Origin of the sequence: Rubrivirga marina, assembly GCF_002283365.1 — a bacterium.
Lineage (GTDB): Bacteria > Bacteroidota > Rhodothermia > Rhodothermales > Rubricoccaceae > Rubrivirga > Rubrivirga marina.
In genome coordinates, this window is the sequence record NZ_MQWD01000001.1 from 4,077,664 (window position 1) to 4,094,339 (window position 16,676).

Here is a 16,676-nt window from a genome sequence, read left to right on the forward strand (position 1 = left end):
CGGGCATCGGGCGACGAGGTGGCGTCACCCCCTCCGCCTCGGCGCCGAAGCGGGCAAGGTTGGCGCTACCGCTTCAGCCGTCGGAGGAACCGGCCGAGCCACGCGTCCGACTCGTCGAAATCGAACAGGTGGCCGAGGGTCAGGTAGCTCAGGCCGTACACCGCGATCACGCCGATGCCGTAGGCCCAGATCGGGAACGGCTCGGCCGGGACGAGCCAGCGGATCGCAGCGGTCGGGATCGCCGCCAGACCCGCCAACCCGAGCATCCGGAGCCCCGCGGCCCACGGCAGGCGGAACGCCGCGTCGTGCTGGCGGAGCGCGCCGACGAGCCGCCATAGCTCGACCCACGCGCCGACGGCCGAGCCGAGGGCCAGCCCGACGGCCCCGAGGCGGAGCGGGTCGCCCTCGGACGGGATCCCGAACACCTCGTTCACGCTGAACCGGTCGAACCAGAACATCAGCCCGGCCCCGATGAGCGCGGAGACGACGACGCGCCAGACGGCGATCTTCGCGGGCGTCTTCGTGTCGTTGAGGGCGTAGAACGCGTTCTGCAGGAGGCGCCCGGCCGTCGTCGCGATCATCCCGAGCGAGTAGGCCATGAGCACGAGCGTGACCTGCCACGTGTCGTCGAGGTCGAACTGGCCGGTCTGATAGAACGCGCCGACGACGAGGAACCCGAAGCCCAGGTACCCCACGACCGTCGGGATGATGAGGTAGAGGATCTGGCGGACCGAGCCGGCCACGCGCGTCAGGAACCGGTCGAGCTCGGTCGGCGAGATCCGGCTGAGCTCCGGGAGCTCACTCGCGGCGACGCTCATCCCGAAGAGCGAGATCGGCAGGAGGTAGAGCGTCTGGGCGTAGCCGATGGCGCCGAGCGCGCCGGCCGCGACGAACGTCGAGAGCCAGAAGTCGAGGTAGCCCGAGAGCTGGTACGCCCCGCGCCCGAGCACGACCGGCACGAACGCCCGGATCCCCTCGCGGACGCCCTCCACCTGGAGCGAAATCGTCGGCCGGAACCCCTTCATCAGCTTCAGCGCCGTCGGGAGTTGGACGAGGAACTGCAGCACGCCACCGGCCACGCCACCGATGAAGACCGCCACCAAGAGCCGGCTGAGCTGATCGGCCGGCACCACGTCGAGCGCGCCGATGCCGAGCGGGTCGTCGAAGATCAGGTACGCTCCGCCGAAGAGGGCCGCAAGCAGCGCGACGTTCCAGGCGACCGGCGCGAAGTAGGACAGGAGGAACTTCCGGTGGCTGTTCAGCACGCCCAGGCACCACGCGCTGAGGACGAGGAACGCCGTCATCGGGAACGTCAGCCGCGTGACCTGGACCGCGAGGTCGTAGCGGTCGATGACGATGGTGCCGGCCTGGAGCTTTTCGGCGTCCTGCAAAAAGCCCGACGCGATGACGGCGACGAACGGCTCCGCGAGGAGGACGCCGAGGAGCGCGGCCCCGAAGGCGACGGCCGCCAGGAGCCCGAAGATGGCGCCCGCGAACCGGCCGGCGGCCTCCTCCCGGCCCTCCTCCAACATCCGGCTGTAGATGGGGATGAACGACGCCGAGAGCGTCCCCTCGCCGAGGAGGTTCTGGAGGAAGTTGGGCGCCCGGAGCGCGAGGCGGTAGACGTCAGCGAAGGCGCCGGAGCCGAAGAAGAAGGCTACGGCGCGGTCACGGACGAGCCCGATCACGCGGCTGGCGAAGATGCCGGCGGCGACGAGCAGCGCGCCTGAGCCCGCGCCGCCAGCCCTGTCCGCCTCGACGTCTTTGCGGGCGCGGTCGGCCGCGAGGGCGTCCTCGGCGTCGGAGCCCGGCGCAGCGTCGGCCTCTTCCAACGTCTCGGCGCCGTCGGCCGGCGCGCTCAGGCCGGACGGGTCGAGGTTGGCGTCCGGGGAGGGCTCGTTCTGCGGCTCGGCGACCGACTCCGGCGACCGCCGGGGCGCGTCGCCGGGTTCCTCCGGCTCGTCGGGCTCCGTGCGTTCGTCGGCCATCAGCCCGTCTTGCGTTCGAAGTAGCCGACGGCCATCGTGTAGCCCGCCACGCCGAAGCCCGTGATCAGCCCGGCGCAGACGGCCGAGAGCAGCGACGTGTGGCGGAAGCTCTCGCGGGCGTACACGTTCGAGATGTGGACCTCGACGACGGGCGTCGAGATCGACGAGATCGCGTCGCGGAGGGCGACCGACGTGTGGGCGTACCCGCCGGGGTTGAACACGACGCCAGCCGTCTCGACAGTGTCGGCGGCGTGGAGCGCGTCGATGAGCGCGCCCTCGGAGTTGTGCTGGGCGAACCGGAGCGCGAGGTCGGGGAAGCGCTCGCGGAGCGTCGACTCAACGTCGGCGAGCGTCAGCGACCCGTAGACCGCGGGCTCGCGCTGGCCGAGCCGGTTGAGGTTCGGCCCGTTGAGGACGAGGATGCCGGGGCGCGGCGGGGCTGACGAGTCGGGCATCCGGCCAGGGAGAGGGGCCTCCGAAGGTAGCGCCAGCCCGAGGGCGGCTGGGGATCCGGGGACGGAGACCGGGGAGCGAGCGAAGCGACCGGACGAGTCAAGCCCAGCGTCGAAACGAGCCACCTCGTCCTCCTGTCATCCTGAGCGGAGTCGTGCAGCGGCGGAGGGACGGGTCTCGCCCAACTCGTGCGGTTCGCCCGTGACAGGCGCAAGGCCCACCGATACGAGACCCTTCGCTCCGCTCAGGATGACGGTCCAGAAGCCCCCCCCCGCGACTCGCTCCGCGTCGGCGCCGAGGTGGGCGGGGCCAGACAGACGATGCCCTCACGCCTCCGTCCCCGCGACCTCCAGCACGAGCCCGTCGTACGCCAGTCGGACGCCCGCCGGCAGTGACGCGTCGGCCTCGGCGTGCGTCACCGAATGGGTCACGTGGACGAGCCACGTCTCGCGGGCGCCCACCGCAGCGGCGACCTCGGCCGCCTCGGTGAACGTGAGGTGCGTCGGGTGCGGCTCCGGGCGGAGCCCGTCGAGGACGAGGACCTCCACGCCCGCCAGCGCCGCGCGCACCTCGCCCGGCACCTCGCCGACGTCCGTGAGATAGGCGAACGCGCCGATCCGGAGGCCCAGCACCTCGAACGAGCCGTGCGGCGCCCGCAACGGCGTGACCTCGACCGCAGCGTGTTCCAGCGATCGGCTCGACACGGAGAACGGTCCGTCGACCGGGTGGAGGTCGAGGAGCGAGGCGCCCGGGTACGTCCGGTCGAAGATGTACCGGAACATCCCGTGGAGCGCCTCGGCCGTGCGGGGAAGCGTGTAGACCGGGATCGGCGCGCGGTTGCGGAAGAACAGCGGCCGGAGGTCGTCGAGCCCCACGACGTGGTCGAAGTGCTCGTGCGTGACCACCAGCGCGTCGACGGCCGCCACGCCGTGGCGGAGCGCCTGCTGGCGGAAGTCCGGTCCGGCGTCGATCTGGAGGTGGACGTCGCCCCCCTCGGTATGAGCGACGACGTGGGCCGAGGTGCGGAGGCGCGCGTCGCGTGGGTCCGAGGAGGCGCAGACGGCGCAGTCGCACCCGATCACGGGGACGCCCGTGGAGGTGCCGGTGCCGAGGAGCGTGACCGTCAGCGGAGGCCCGGGGGCCGCGCGCGGCGATGCCCCGGCGTCCCCCGCCTCGGCGCCGAGGCGGGCCGGGTCAGTCGTCATCGGCGACCTCGGCGGTCTGGCCGGCGTCGGCCTGCGCCCACGCGTCCTCGAGCGCGGCGCGGACGGCCGGGCGGAGGTACAACTCGTCGGCCCCGCCGTGCTCGCGGAGCGCGGCGGCGAGGACGGCGGCCTGGGCCTCGTCCGGGTGCTGCCGGTTGAGCACCACGACCGCCTCGCCGTCGACCACGCAGAGCCCGCCCCGGAACGGACCCCGCTCGCGCCGGACCCGCACGCCGAGCTGGCGCAGGGCCTCTTCGAACGCGGGCACGACGGCGGAGGGCTTCATGGGGCACGATGGGGACGGGAGGGACTCGGGGACCAGGGAGGTTCGGCTCGAACCCCAGTCCCTCGTTCCCGGTCCCCTGTCCCTTACGCCGAGTACTTCTTCAGCAGCGACCGGCCGGACTTCTGGTCGCGCACGTCGAACGCCAGCGGGTCGACGGCGGCGTCCTCCTCCAGCACGAACGTGATGCCGCGGAGGGCGAGCCGCCAGCGCGTCAGCGGCGACGGGAAGCCGCGCCGGAGGTACGCCCCGAAGAGGGGGTGCACCTTGACGGCGATCGGCCGGCGCTTGTAGCGCTCGTCGACCGTCTGGCGGTAGTGGTCCAGCCAGCCGCGGAGGCGGCCCGAGAGAGCACGCGGGGTGGCGTCCTCCGGCGCGACCGACGGCCGCTCCGGCGCGGGCTGCGACCGCTCCGGCGACCGGTCCACCTGCGGCTCGGCCTCGGCCACGGGCACCTGGCCCTTCCGGACGATCTCGCCGGCGCCGGCGGCGGCGGCGGCCTCCGCCGCGTCGAGCGGCTCGCCGTCCTCGTCGGTCGCCTGCGTCGTGATCGACGGGCGGAGCCGCTGGCGCGTGATCTGGACGAGCCCGAAGTCCGACATCGGGAGGAGCTTCGTGACGGCGCGGTCGCGCTTGAACGCCTCCTTGAGCGCGTCGGTCACCTTCTTCCGGTCCCGGTCGTACTTCAGGTCGATGAAGTCGACGACGATGATGCCGCCGAGGTCACGGAGCCGGAGCTGCTTGGCGACCTCCTTGGCCGCCTCGACGTTGACGTCGATGAGGTTCTGCTTCTGGCTCTTCCCGCGGCCCGCGCGGCCCGAGTTGACGTCGACCACGTGCATGGCCTCCGTCGTCTCGATGAAGAGGTACCCGCCGCCCTTCATGTTGACGCGCTTCGAGAACGCCTCCTCGACCTGCTTCTCGATGCCGAGCGAGCGGAAGACCGGCGAGCGGCCCTCGTGGAGCTCGACCTTGTTGGCCATCGACGGCGCCACGGCCTTGATGTAGGCCTGGACGTTCCGGAACACCTTCGGGTCGTCGACGAGAATCCGGTCGTAGTCCTCCGAGAACAGGTCGCGGATGACCGACGAGACCATGTTGACGTCCTGGTACAGCAGGACGGGCGGCTCGGGCTGCTCGTCCAGCTTGTCCTGGATCTTCCGCCACTTGTCGATGAGCAGCTTGAGGTCCTGGTCGAGGCTCTTCGCGTCGCGGCCCTCGGCGACCGTCCGGACGATGACGCCGAACCGGTCGGGCTTGAGGCTCGACGCCAGCGTGCGGAGCCGGCGGCGCTCCTTGGCGCTCTCGATCTTCTTCGAAACGGCGACGTAGTCGGCCGCCGGGACGAGGACGAGGAAGCGGCCCGCCAGCGAGAGGTCCGTCGACACGCGCGGCCCCTTCGTGGAGATGGCCTCCTTCGTGATCTTGACGATCACGCGGCCGTTCCGCTTGAGGAGCTCCTCGTTGGGCGGGATCGGGACGTTCGACTTCGACTTCGAAGACGTCGACCGGCCGCGGCCGCCCTTGTCATTCCGGTCGTTGCGATCGTTCCGGCCGCCGCGCGGGGACCGGTCTCGGCCCTTCGACGACTCGTCCTTCTTCGACTCGGACGTCTGCGAATCGCTCTTGGGGGCGTCACTCTTGGAGCGCCCGCCGCGCGTCCGGCGGCGCCCGCCGCCCTCGGAGTCGTCCTCCGACGTCTGGCCGTTGTCACCGGAGCGGCCTCGGCTCGACCCGCCCTTGGAGGGCTCGTCGTCGCTCTTCTTGCTGCGCGAACGGCGACGCGAGTCGGAGTCGGTGTCCGTCTTCTGGTCGCTCTTGCTCGACTCGTCTTGGCCCTGGTCTTCCGACGAGCCGCTGCGCGTCCGGCGGCGGCTCCGGCCTGTCGAGTCGTCCGACTCGTCGTCCGAGGCGGACCGGGCCGAGCGCGACGGCCGGCTCCCGCCCGTGAGGTCGAGCGTGGCCGGGAGCGGCTTCCGGCCGCTCTCGTCGTCCTCGACCTTCTCTTCGAGGTTCTGAACCGGATCCGCCGGTCGGCGGCTTCGGCCGGTCGGCGAGACCTTGCCCTTCGGCGACGGGTCCTGCCCGTCGTCGACGTTCTTGTCGTCGACCTTCTCGTCGGCGGTCTTCTTGCTCTTCCCCCTCGACTTGGCCCGCGAGTCCTTCCGCCCCTCCTGGTCATCGTCGGAGTTGGAGTCGTCGGCTCCAGAGTCGTCGGACGCCTTCGACCGGCCGCGCCCGCGACCGCCCCGGCGACGGCGACGACGCGACCGCTTCCCGCCGCTGGAATCGTCGTCCCCGCTCTCGGCGTCGTCGGCCTCGGCCTGATCGCCGGCCGCCTCGTCCTGTGCAGTGGGCTCTTCGGTCGGGGCGTCGTCTTTCGACTGGCCGTCTCGGTCGGAGCGGCCCTTGCGAGAACGGCGGTTCTTGGGCGCCTCGTCGCTCGACTCGTCGTCCGCCGGGTCAGCGGCCGGCGCCTCGGCGTCCGGCGCCTCCGCCTTGGCCTCCTTGGGGGACCTCGTCTTCCGTCGCGCCTTCGGCTTGGGCTCGTCGTCCGTCTTGGGCGCGTCCGCCTCGGGCGTGTCGTCGGCCGAGTCGTCGGCGGGCTCGGGCTCGGGAGCGCGGCGGGACTTCGGCTTGGAGCGAGGCTTCGAGCCCGACGTCAGGTCGAGGACGGACGGGAGCGGGCGGCGCTCCTCCTCTTCCTCCTCCTCCTCGCGGCGGCCCTTGCCGCGGCGTCCGCGGCCTCGGCCCCGCCCACGGCCCCGCGAGCGGCGGCGCGAGCGGCGCGGCTTGTCCTTGTCGTCCTCCTCCTCGTCGCCGCCGGACTCGACCTCGAGGGCGTCCTCAACGTCGGGCTCGTCCTCGTCGTCGGCGACGCGCTTGGACGGGGCCAGCGACAGGACCGGCTCGTCGAGCCCGGGGACCTCCTCGCCGGCGAGCGCCAGCAGCTGGGGGAGGTTGTCGGTGAGGTCGGAAAAGTGCAGGAAGCAGTCCTGCTTCTGCCCGACGTCGACGAAGGCGGCCCGGATGGCGGGCATGACCTTCTGGACGCGGCCGAGGTAGACGTTGCCGATCGTCCGGACGTTATCGGGGTTCTCGACGTAGAGTTCGACCAGTTCGCCGTTCTCGACGATGGCGATCCGCGAGCGGTCTTTGCTCGCGTTGATGACGATTTCCTTCTTCAAAAGATGGGGGGGCGACGCGCCGGCGCTCGGGCGCGCGGCTCGGCCGGGGTCCTCGACGGAGCGATCCGTCGGGGAGGCCGGGGGCTCGCGCGGCGCGGCGCCGGGCCGTCGGCCGGCCTCGGTCCTCGGGGACCGGGGCGCCGGGAGCCAGGGCGCGCGCGGGGCGGGGCGCAGTGGGCCGCGGGACGCACGCGGCCGGTCGGGCCCCCGGCCGGAGGGCCAGGAGCGCGGCCCAGCGGGCGACAACGCGGACGATGGAGAGCACGACGTGCGACATGGGGCGCAGGTCCGGCGCGGGCGCCGGAGGCCGAGGACGGCGGACCGCGTCGGTCCGGGGCCGCTCGGGCGCGAACGAGTGGGTGGGCCGCCCCGAACCCTCAGGCCGGGCACGGTCCACGTGGGAAGGTACGCCGGCCTCGACGGGAGCGTGCGAAGAGCCCGTGCGACCGCCATCGGAGCGCCGGCCCGCCCGCCCCGCCGCCCGAGGCGGGCCATCTCCATCCTGAATCCTCTGAAACCGGCCCCCGTCCGTGGTTTCGTCTCTGTTGACGAGTGAACCCGGCGTGCCCGACCGGGGTAGGTGCTCGACCGATCGTTTTTGACCGCGTGGCCTCCGGGTCCCGCCCTTCCCCCGACCGATGTCCCAGACCGACGCCCCCGCCCCCACCCAGTCCCGCGGCCTCGAAGGCGTGACCGCCCTCGACACCGAGCTCTCGTTCATCGACGGCCAGAAGGGCGAGCTGCTCTACCGCGGCTACGGCATCCAGGACCTCGCCGAGAACACGTCGTTCGAGGAGACGGCCTACCTCCTCTGGAAGGGCTCGCTCCCGACGCAGGCCCAGCTCGACGAGCTCAACGCGCAGCTCCGCGAGGCCCGCCCGGTCCACCCCGACCTCCTCGACCACCTCCGGCACCACACGCCGAAGGACGCCAACCCGATGGCCGCCATGCGGACGGCCCTCTCGATGCTGGCCGCCTATGACGACGAGGCCGACGTCATGGACGCCGAGGCCAACTACCGCAAGGCGGTCCGCCTCACGGCCAAGCTCCCGACGCTCGTCGCGGCCTTCGACCGGATCCGGAAGGGCCTGGACCCCGTCGCCCCGAAGCAGGAGGGCTCGACGGCCCACGACTTCCTCTACATGCTCAACGGCGAGGAGCCGGGGCCGGCCGCCGAGGCCATCATGGACGCGGCCCTCGTGCTCCACGCCGAGCACGGCCTGAACGCCTCCACGTTCACGGCCCGCGTCATCAGCTCGACGTTGAGCGACATGTACTCGGCCGTCGTCGGGGCCATGGGCGCGCTCAAGGGGCCGCTGCACGGTGGGGCCAACATCGAGGTCATGAAGACCCTCCTCAAGCTCGACGAGTCGGGCCAGAGCGCCCAGGACTTCGTGGACGAGAAGCTGGCCAAGAAGGAGAAGATCATGGGCATCGGGCACCGCGTCTACAAGACGCTCGACCCGCGCGCGGTCATCCTCCGAGACATGCTCGAGGACCTCTCCGAAGAGAAGGGCGAGACGAAGTGGCTCGAGATGTCCGACACAATCCGGACGACGGTCAAGGAGACCAAGGGCCTCGACGCCAACGTCGACTTCTACTCGGCGAGCGTGTACTACCTCCTCGGCATCGAGACCGACCTCTACACCCCGATCTTCGCCATCTCGCGGATGACGGGCTGGACGGCCCACCTCCTCGAGCAGTGGGAGGACAACCGGCTCATCCGCCCGCGCGCCGAGTACGTCGGCCCGCGCGGCCTGACGGTGACCCCGGTCGCCGAGCGCGGCTAGCGCCGACCCCGCCCGCCTCGGCACCGAGGCGGAGCCCGCGGGGCGCCCGGATTCGGTCCGGGCGCCCCGCCGTCGTTCGGGCCGCGGCCGCGGTCGTGAACTCGCGGCGGAAGCGCTGCCGAGCGTCACCGGCGCCCCTGCGAAGTCCCGACGAGGAGCGGGAACGGGCGTACTTTGGAACCGTCGCGCCCCGTACTTTCACTCCAGAGTGAAACCTCGCACGGGGCCGCCGGTTGCCCGCCCCCGTCCTTCCCCTCCCCCCGTCATGGCCGTCGCCGCCGACCGCACGTCCGTCGCCAGCCGCCCCGTTCAGCGTTACAAGCTGCGCGTGGGCATGTTCGCGTGGATCCTCCACCGCCTGACCGGGCTGGCCCTCGTGGGCTACCTCGTGCTCCACGTCTGGGGGCTCAAGGCGATCACGAACCCCGAGGCCTACAACGCCCTCATCACGAGCTACCACGCGCCGATCTTCAAGGTCGGCGAGTTCCTGCTCCTGGGCGCCGTGATCTACCACGCCCTGAACGGGCTCCGGATCGTGCTCATCGACTTCGTGGGGTGGAGCCCGAACCAGAAGCGGCTGTTCTGGACGCTCGGCGCCGTCGCCGCCGTCCTGTTCGCGGTCGGGGGCTACCCGTCCATCGCCGCCCTCGTCGACCACCTCAACGGCTAAGCCGCCCCGCTGGCGGCGCCCGCCGAGGCGGGCCGCCAGCGCCGCGCCCAATCTCATGGCAAGCAAGTACGGCCGCACCGCCCGCTCCAGCGCGTTCCAGTGGTTCGCCCACCGGATCACGGGGACGTTCCTCATCTTCCTGCTGATCACCCACTTCTGGGTCCAGCACTACGACCGGACCACGGCGAGCATCTCGCACTCGGTCGTCACGGCCGACGAGGCCGAGGCGGGCGTCCTCCCGCGTTACTCCGAGGAAGCTGCCGAGGCCGTCCGGGCCTTCGAGGCCCGCGACGCCGCGCCGGCGACGCCCGACGCCCCGCGCGTGGTCCCGGCCCAGATCGGCGACCCCGAGGGCGACGCGCCGGGCCCGACGCACCCGCCTGGCGAGGTCGCCGGCCCGACGCCCTACGAGGTCCTGATGCTCCGCCTCGGCGACCCCGTCTACGCGGTCCTCTGGAAAGGCTTCAACCTCCTGTTCCTGGCGTTCGCCCTCCACCACGGGTTCTACGGGCTCAACAACGTCCTGACCGACTACATCCGGAACGACATGGCCCGCGTCGGCGCGACGGCCCTCTCGTGGACGCTCGCCCTCGTGCTGTTCGTCGTCGGCGCCTACTCCGTCATCGTGGCGGGCCTCTAGCGAGGCCGGGACGAGCGACGAGGAACTGGGGACGCCTCCCCGCCTGGTCCCGAGTCCCCACCGTCCCCAGTCCCCCATCCCATGACCTTCACCCACGACATCGTCATCGTCGGCGCCGGCGGCGCCGGGCTCATGGCCGCGCTCTACGCCTCGGAGGGCGGGGCCGACGTGGCCGTCGTCTCGAAGCTCCACCCGCTCCGCAGCCACACGGGCGCCGCGCAGGGCGGCATCGGCGCGGCCCTCGGCAACGAGGAGGAGGACCACTGGCTCTGGCACGCCTTCGACACGACGAAGGGCTCGGACTACCTCGGCGACCAGGACGCCATCGAGCAGATGTGCCAGGACGCCCCGCGCACGATCATCGAGCTCGAGCACTACGGCGTCCCGTTCTCCCGCACGCGCGAGGGCAAGATCGCCCAGCGCCGGTTCGGCGGGCACACCCGCAACTTCGGCGAGGCGCCGGTCCGGCGGGCCTGCTACGCGGCCGACCGGACGGGCCACATGATCCTGCACACGCTCTACGAGCAGTGCGTCAAGAACAAGGTCACGTTCTACGACGAGTTCCAGGTCCTCGATCTCGTCGAGAGCCCGGACGGCGAGGGCATCGCCGGGTGCGTGGCCTACGAGATCCTGACGGGCGACGTCCACACGTTCCACGCGGCGGCGACGTGCTTCGCGACGGGCGGCTACGGCCGCGCCTTCAAGACTACGTCGAACGCCCACGCCGGGACCGGCGACGGGTTCGCCCTCGCGCTCCGCGCCGGGCTCCCGCTCCAGGACATGGAGTTCATCCAGTTCCACCCGACCGGCCTCTACCGCCTCGGCATCCTTATCACGGAGGGCGCGCGCGGGGAGGGCGGCATCCTCCGCAACTCGGAGGGCGAGCGGTTCATGGAGCGCTACGCGCCGACGGTCAAGGACCTCGCGCCGCGCGACATGGTCTCGCAGTGCATCTACAAGGAGATCCGCGAGGGCCGCGGCATCAACGGCAAAGACCACGTCGTCCTCGACATGACGGGCGTGGGCAAGGACGTCCTCGAGCACAAGCTGCCCGAGATCTCGACGTTCAGCCGCGTCTACCTCGGCATCGACCCGGTCAAGACGCCGATCCCCGTCGCCCCGACGTGCCACTACGCGATGGGCGGCATCCCGACGAACATCGACGGGCAGGTGACCAAGAGCGCCGACCGGAGCGACACCGTCGAGGGCTTCTTCGCGTGTGGCGAGGCCGCCTGCGTGTCGGTCCACGGCGCCAACCGGCTGGGCACGAACTCGCTCCTCGACCTCGTCGTCTTCGGGCGGCGGACCGGGATCGAGATGGCCAGGCAGGTCAAGGCCGGCGCCGAGCGGCTCCCGCTCCCCGAAGCCCCCGAGAAGCGGACGCGCGAGATGCTCGACTCCATCCTGTCCCGCACCGAGGGCGAGAAGGCGGTCGCCGTCCGGACCGACCTCCAGGAGACCATGATGAAGAACGTCTCGGTTTACCGGACCGACGAGACGCTCGAGGAGGCCCTCGGCGACCTCCAGACGCTCCGGGCCCGGGCCGCCTCGGTGACGTGCCAGGACAAGGGGACCCGGTTCAACACGGACCTCATGGACGCCGTCGAGGTCCAGTTCATGGTCGACTACGCCGAGGCCATCACGGTCGCCGCCCGGAACCGGACCGAGAGCCGCGGCGCCCACCTCCGCGAGGACTACTCCAAGCGGAACGACGACGAGTGGCTCAAGCACACGCTCCTCTGGAGCGACCAGCAGGGCCAGACCGAGATCGGCTACAAGGACGTCATCATCACGCAGTTCCAGCCCAAGGAGCGCAAGTACTAGAGAGCTCGGAGTTCAGAGTTCGGAGTTCAGAGTTGGACGCCACGAACTCCGAACTCTGACCTTCCACCTCCGAACTCATGGCAGACACCCTCACCGCCGATCAGACTCCCGACACCATCGAGGACCGCGTCGAGGACGCCGAGTCCGGTCGGAAGCCGCGCCGCCGCGCCGGCGGCAACGCGCCGACGATGACGCTGACCGTCCGGGTCAAGCGGTTCAACCCGGACACCGACGAGCGCCCGCGTTGGGACGAGTACGAGGTCCCGGCCGAGGCCATGGACCGGGCGCTCGACCTGCTCCACTACGTGAAGTGGCACCTCGACGGGACGCTCACCTTCCGGAAGAGCTGCGCCCACGGCATCTGCGGGTCCGACGCGATGAAGATCAACGGCGAGAACCAGCTCGCCTGCTCGGTCCTCGTCCAAGACCTCGGGCTCAAGGACGGCGACACGGTCACGTTCGAGCCGCTCCCGGCGGCGCCGGTGCTCAAGGACCTCGTGATCGACCAGTCCCGGTTCTTCGACAAGTACCGGGCCGTCATGCCGTGGCTCATCAACGACGAGGCCGTCCCGGTCAAGGAGCGGACGCAGAGCCCGGAGCAGCACGCGATCATCGAGGACGCCACGAAGTGCATCATGTGCGGGGCCTGCACGCACTCGTGCCCGAGCACCTGGGCCGACCCCGACTACCTCGGTCCGGCCGCCATGCTCAAGGCCTACCGCTACGTCTTCGACAGCCGCGACACCGAGGCCGAGGAGCGGCTGAAGGTGGTCGACTCGAAGGACGGCCTGTGGAAGTGCTACACCATCTTCAACTGCGTCCAGGCGTGCCCGAAGGGGATCGACATCACGCGCTGGCTGTCGGCGCTGAAGCGGAAGGCCGTCACGACGCGGTACTAGCCCCGCCCTCTCCGCCTCGGTCTCCTCGTGGAGCCGCCGAGGCAGACGTTCTCCCACCCCGAATCCAGTTCGCCGCGTCGGACGCCGTGACCGTCGCCGCCGCCTCGGTGATCGCGGTGTCCGACACCTCCTCCGTCCGCGCGGCCAGTCCCCGTAGGTGGGACGTCAGCTTCGACCCCAGCTCCTCGATCGTGTTGTACTCGGGGCTGGACGGCGGCACGGAAAGCACCTGGCGCCCCGCCGCCTCGATGCCCACCCGGACCTCCGGTCTGTGCACCGAGAGGGGGTCGAGCACGACCACCTGACCCGGCCGCAGCACGGGCACCAGCGCCTCGCGCACGACCGCGAGGAAGCGGGCCCTCGTCGTCCCCCCGCCGACCCGGCGGTCGAGCACGAGGAGGCCGTCGAGGGTCATCGTCCCCGTCAGCGTCGTGTTCTTCCCCCAGCCGCCCGGTGCGTAGCCGACCACGCGCGTCCCGCGTCGGGAGCGGCCGTGTTGCCGAGCCATCGCGACGTGCGAACCGGTCTCGTCGAGAAACACGAGCCGCCGCGCGTCGAGCGAGGGCCGACGGGCTGCGAACGCCTCACGTCCCTCGACCACGGCCGGGCGGACTCGCTGGTCGGCCCGGAGCGTCTTCTTTGAGCGTCACCCGGCCGCGACGAGGACCCCGTTGACCGTCGAGCGGGTGACTTCGACGCCGCACTCGGCCGCGGGCCGCTCCTGAAGTTCCTCGCGGGTGGCGTCGGACCCGTCGACCCGGGCCACGAGCGCGGCGCGGTCATCGTCGGACAGCTTGGCTGGTGCCCCACCCCAGTGGCCGACGGGCCCGGCCGTGCCGTGGGCGCGCCAGCGGTGGGAGCGCACGGCGGCACACGGGATCCAATCTGGGCAGTCTCTACCCATGCCGACTACGGGGCAGTGGGCCTAGCGTGGGGGCAGCCCCGACGAACTGCCATCAGAACTCGTGTGGTCGCACGATGAGATCGCCCGGATCAGCCGGGAGCTTACGCGTCCAGCCACCCCCACCCCTCATGCACCGTACGTCGCGCCTCCTTCCCGCCCTTGTCCTCGCCGCCCTGCTGGCAGTCGTCGCCAACGCTCAGACGGCAGGCGACTGCGCCCTCGGCTCGGCCGACGCCACTCTTGACATTGGTGGCGTCCATGCGGCCCTCTACAACACGGGAGGCCTCTTTTGGCGAGATGCCGGCTATCAATACGAGGTCCCGGCCGGCAGCGGGATACATGCGATCTTCGCCTCCGGGCTCTGGATCGGCGGGCTCTATGACGGGAACGAAAACGACCTGCGGTTTGCTGGCGCCACCTACTCCGACAATGAGTTCTGGCCCGGCCCGCTCGGCGCGGACGCTGACATCAGCCCTAGCGATTGCGCTGCGTTCGACCGGTTCTGGACGGTCAACCGTCAGGACATCGTCGACTACAGGACGAGCGGCACCGCCACGCATGATCTCGTGACTTGGCCCATCGCGCAGGGCGCCCCGTTCTATGTCGACGCGAACGGAAATGACCAGCGCGACCCGAACGAACCGCGAGTCGAGCTTGACGTCGATGACCCGGGATACAGCAAGGCGATCGGGGGAGGCCGTCATATCGACCTTGAGGCCGGCGAGCGGCCGGACATCGTCGGCGACCAGGGGGTCTGGTGGGTCATGAATGATGCCGGCAACGCCCACGATTGGAGTGGCAAGACGCCGCTCGGGGTCGAGGTGCGTGTGCTGGCCTACACCTTCGACAGCTCCTCGCCGGACCTCACGACTCATACCTTCTACGAGTACACGGTCGTCAATCGGAGCGACACGCCGATCACCGAGACCCGAATCGGTATGTGGGTTGATCCTGACATCGGTAACCCCTCCGACGACTACGTCACCTCCGACCCCACGCGCGGGATGCTCATCGCCTACAATGGCGACGAGGACGACGAGTATTCGTCTGGCTACGGCGAAGACCCGCCCGCGCTTGGGATCGACATTCTCAGTGGCGCCGGCGCCGCCATGGGGTTAAATGGGGCAAGCCTAGCGGGGGCGCAAGACCGCGGCCGCGCGTCGTACCGCCTCATGCAGGGCCTCTGGACGGACGGGACCCCGATGACAACCGGCGGCGACGGCTACAACCCTGGGAGCACTGACGTCACCTCGTGGATCTTCAATGGGGACCCCGTGACGTACTCGTTCTGGACCCAGGAGAACGTCGACGGCGAGGGCACCCGGGTCGAGCCGGGCGACCGCAGTGGTACGATCTCGACAGGCCCGCTGGTGCTCGCGCCAGGAGAGCCGGTTCGGTTCGACATCGCCATCCTGTTTGCCGGCGCCGGCCCGGCCGGGACCCGGTTGGCCTCGGTCCAGCGGCTCCGCGACATCAGCGACGCCGTCCAGGCGGCATATGACGCGGGCGGAGCGCGGGCGATCTCGGAGGCCCAGATCAACTACACCCCACCACCGGCCGTGCCCTCGGCCGCTCCCACGCTCCTCGCCCCGGCTGACGGCGCCGAATTCAACGACGACACGCCCGCCTCGGTCACCTTCGAGTGGACCGCCGCAGAAGGCGCCGACGCCTATCGTCTCACCTTCCCTTCTGGCGACTTCCACACGACCGGGACGTCTCTCACGATCGCAGCCGAGGACCTGCCGGACGGCCTTCCCGTTACCTCGTGGTCGGTCATGCCGCTGAACTGGGGCGGCGAGGGCCCTGAGTCCGAGGTCCGCGAGTTCTCGTACCTGACGTATCGGCCGGACGTGCTCGCCCTCGCCAGCGGCGCCCCCGCATTCGTAGAGGTCACCGGCCCCGGGGGGGTGGATCCCTGTGGCGCAGACGCCGCTTCGACGGGCGGCTGCGACGAGGTCGGTGGAAACGCCATCTACTCGTCGTACAACGGGACGGCCGACTACGTCGGTTACCACGTCGGCGATGGCCCCGAGGCCAGCCTCGGTGCGTTCGCCCCGAAGGACTACGAGATCCGGTTCACCGACGAGGGATCGTACGCGTACTACGGGTTCACGTCAGGCATTGCGATCGCGGTCCCGTTCGAGGTCTGGGACATCGGCCTCACGCCCCCGGGCGCAGACAACGACCCGTCCGACGACGTCCAGATGATCCCCCTCCTCTACGCCGACGGCGGCGTCGAGTGCGAGTTCGGGTACTTCGGGCCGACCCAGTTCGGGCTCGGCAACATCACGCAGCGGATCTACGCCTACTACCCGACGACGTCGTACGGCGACTGGGAGTCGGCGATCGAGCCGCTCGTGAGCGCGGACCCGAATGGGTGCCCGACGGACCCCGCCACAGCGGGCCCAGCTGGGCTCATCGACTTCGACCGCGGACGGCCGCTCCAGCGCTTCGTGATGGAGCAGACGGGCGTGGGGATCGACGAGCTCACGGGCACCGTCATCCGGTTCTACACCACCGATCCTGTCGTGGTCCCCGTCGAGCGCGGCCCAAACGCCATGGGCCTTTCTCTTGCAGTCCACCCAAACCCGATCAGCAGGGCGGCCTCGGTCCCGTTCGGGCTGGCGGCGCCCGGCGACGTCAGGCTCCGCGTGGTCGACGTGCTCGGCCGCGAGGTTGCCGTACTCGCTGACGGGGCCCACGCGGCCGGCGAGCACCGCGCAGCGCTGGACGCGTCGCGGCTGGCAACTGGCGTCTACGTCGTCGTGCTCGACGCCGACGGGCGTCGAGCGACCCGAACGATCACGGTCGTGCGGTAGCCTTTCCCGCTTC

The 16,676-nt window shown here is 70.8% G+C and carries 13 protein-coding genes; 6 read left to right on the plus strand and 7 right to left on the minus strand.

Translation table 11 applies throughout. From position 1 onward, the window contains the following. Positions 1–65: 65 nt before the first annotated feature. The 5 genes from murJ to BSZ37_RS17460 form a co-directional block, all read right to left on the minus strand. The gene (murJ, locus tag BSZ37_RS17440; RefSeq protein WP_095511778.1) at positions 66–1,988 is read right to left on the minus strand and encodes a murein biosynthesis integral membrane protein MurJ; all 1,923 of its coding nucleotides are present in this window, start codon (positions 1,986–1,988) and stop codon (positions 66–68) included. Further along, positions 1,988–2,443, minus strand: a complete 456-nt coding sequence (gene aroQ / locus BSZ37_RS17445) for a type II 3-dehydroquinate dehydratase (protein WP_095511779.1) — start codon at positions 2,441–2,443, stop codon at positions 1,988–1,990. Before aroQ ends, murJ begins: the two co-directional genes overlap by 1 nt. 324 nt (positions 2,444–2,767) lie before the next feature. Next, positions 2,768–3,646: an MBL fold metallo-hydrolase gene (locus BSZ37_RS17450; protein WP_095511780.1), complete on the minus strand. Its 879-nt coding sequence runs from the start codon at positions 3,644–3,646 to the stop codon at positions 2,768–2,770. Next, positions 3,636–3,932, minus strand: a complete 297-nt coding sequence (locus BSZ37_RS17455; protein ID WP_095511781.1) for a hypothetical protein — start codon at positions 3,930–3,932, stop codon at positions 3,636–3,638. Before BSZ37_RS17455 ends, BSZ37_RS17450 begins: the two co-directional genes overlap by 11 nt. An 83-nt stretch (positions 3,933–4,015) precedes the next feature. After that, complete coding sequence (locus BSZ37_RS17460) at positions 4,016–7,117, minus strand: Rne/Rng family ribonuclease (protein WP_095511782.1); 3,102 nt, start codon at positions 7,115–7,117, stop codon at positions 4,016–4,018. A 638-nt stretch (positions 7,118–7,755) separates the two neighbouring features. Here BSZ37_RS17460 and BSZ37_RS17465 point away from each other — a divergent pair. The 5 genes from BSZ37_RS17465 (at position 7,756) to BSZ37_RS17485 (ending at position 12,940) form a co-directional block, all read left to right on the plus strand. Then, positions 7,756–8,907 carry a citrate synthase gene (locus BSZ37_RS17465; RefSeq protein ID WP_095511783.1) on the plus strand — a complete coding sequence of 384 codons (1,152 nt, stop codon included), beginning with the start codon at positions 7,756–7,758 and terminating at the stop codon, positions 8,905–8,907. A 265-nt stretch (positions 8,908–9,172) separates the two neighbouring features. Then, entirely contained in the window at positions 9,173–9,577 is a 405-nt protein-coding gene (gene sdhC / locus BSZ37_RS17470; RefSeq protein WP_095511784.1) for a succinate dehydrogenase, cytochrome b556 subunit, read from the plus strand. Positions 9,578–9,632: 55 nt separating this feature from the next. Further along, positions 9,633–10,217 carry a succinate dehydrogenase/fumarate reductase transmembrane subunit gene (locus tag BSZ37_RS17475; protein WP_095511785.1) on the plus strand — a complete coding sequence of 195 codons (585 nt, stop codon included), beginning with the start codon at positions 9,633–9,635 and terminating at the stop codon, positions 10,215–10,217. Between the two features lie 81 nt (positions 10,218–10,298). After that, the gene (sdhA, locus tag BSZ37_RS17480) at positions 10,299–12,041 is read left to right on the plus strand and encodes a succinate dehydrogenase flavoprotein subunit (RefSeq protein WP_095511786.1); all 1,743 of its coding nucleotides are present in this window, start codon (positions 10,299–10,301) and stop codon (positions 12,039–12,041) included. Positions 12,042–12,229: 188 nt separating this feature from the next. Continuing rightward, entirely contained in the window at positions 12,230–12,940 is a 711-nt protein-coding gene (locus tag BSZ37_RS17485; protein ID WP_095512443.1) for a succinate dehydrogenase iron-sulfur subunit, read from the plus strand. Here the strand turns inward: BSZ37_RS17485 and BSZ37_RS17490 are convergent. Together BSZ37_RS17490 and BSZ37_RS17495 are read right to left on the minus strand one after the other, a co-directional pair. Further along, positions 12,924–13,541 carry a transposase gene (locus BSZ37_RS17490; protein WP_095511787.1) on the minus strand — a complete coding sequence of 206 codons (618 nt, stop codon included), beginning with the start codon at positions 13,539–13,541 and terminating at the stop codon, positions 12,924–12,926. The two genes, BSZ37_RS17485 and BSZ37_RS17490, sit on opposite strands and share 17 nt — an antisense overlap. Before the next feature lie 45 nt (positions 13,542–13,586). Next, positions 13,587–13,805 carry a COG3415 family protein gene (locus tag BSZ37_RS17495; protein ID WP_095511788.1) on the minus strand — a complete coding sequence of 73 codons (219 nt, stop codon included), beginning with the start codon at positions 13,803–13,805 and terminating at the stop codon, positions 13,587–13,589. Positions 13,806–13,972: 167 nt separating this feature from the next. On the opposite strand from BSZ37_RS17495, the gene BSZ37_RS17500 reads away from it, so the two are divergent. After that, positions 13,973–16,663 (plus strand): hypothetical protein, encoded by a 2,691-nt coding sequence (locus BSZ37_RS17500; RefSeq protein WP_095511789.1) that lies wholly within the window; start codon positions 13,973–13,975, stop codon positions 16,661–16,663. Positions 16,664–16,676 lie beyond the last annotated feature (13 nt).

Bases quoted from the DNA above. Each gene is read 5' to 3' on its own strand.
- aroQ (WP_095511779.1), bottom strand. From the start codon at position 2,443: ATGCCCGACTCGTCAGCCCCGCCGCGCCCCGGCATCCTCGTCCTCAAC.
- BSZ37_RS17455 (WP_095511781.1), bottom strand. From the start codon at position 3,932: ATGAAGCCCTCCGCCGTCGTGCCCGCGTTCGAAGAGGCCCTGCGCCAG.
- BSZ37_RS17450 (WP_095511780.1), bottom strand. From the start codon at position 3,646: ATGACGACTGACCCGGCCCGCCTCGGCGCCGAGGCGGGGGACGCCGGG.
- BSZ37_RS17465 (WP_095511783.1), top strand. From the start codon at position 7,756: ATGTCCCAGACCGACGCCCCCGCCCCCACCCAGTCCCGCGGCCTCGAA.
- BSZ37_RS17485 (WP_095512443.1), top strand. From the start codon at position 12,230: ATGACGCTGACCGTCCGGGTCAAGCGGTTCAACCCGGACACCGACGAG.
- sdhC (WP_095511784.1), top strand. From the start codon at position 9,173: ATGGCCGTCGCCGCCGACCGCACGTCCGTCGCCAGCCGCCCCGTTCAG.
- murJ (WP_095511778.1), bottom strand. From the start codon at position 1,988: ATGGCCGACGAACGCACGGAGCCCGACGAGCCGGAGGAACCCGGCGAC.
- sdhA (WP_095511786.1), top strand. From the start codon at position 10,299: ATGACCTTCACCCACGACATCGTCATCGTCGGCGCCGGCGGCGCCGGG.
- BSZ37_RS17475 (WP_095511785.1), top strand. From the start codon at position 9,633: ATGGCAAGCAAGTACGGCCGCACCGCCCGCTCCAGCGCGTTCCAGTGG.
- BSZ37_RS17500 (WP_095511789.1), top strand. From the start codon at position 13,973: ATGCACCGTACGTCGCGCCTCCTTCCCGCCCTTGTCCTCGCCGCCCTG.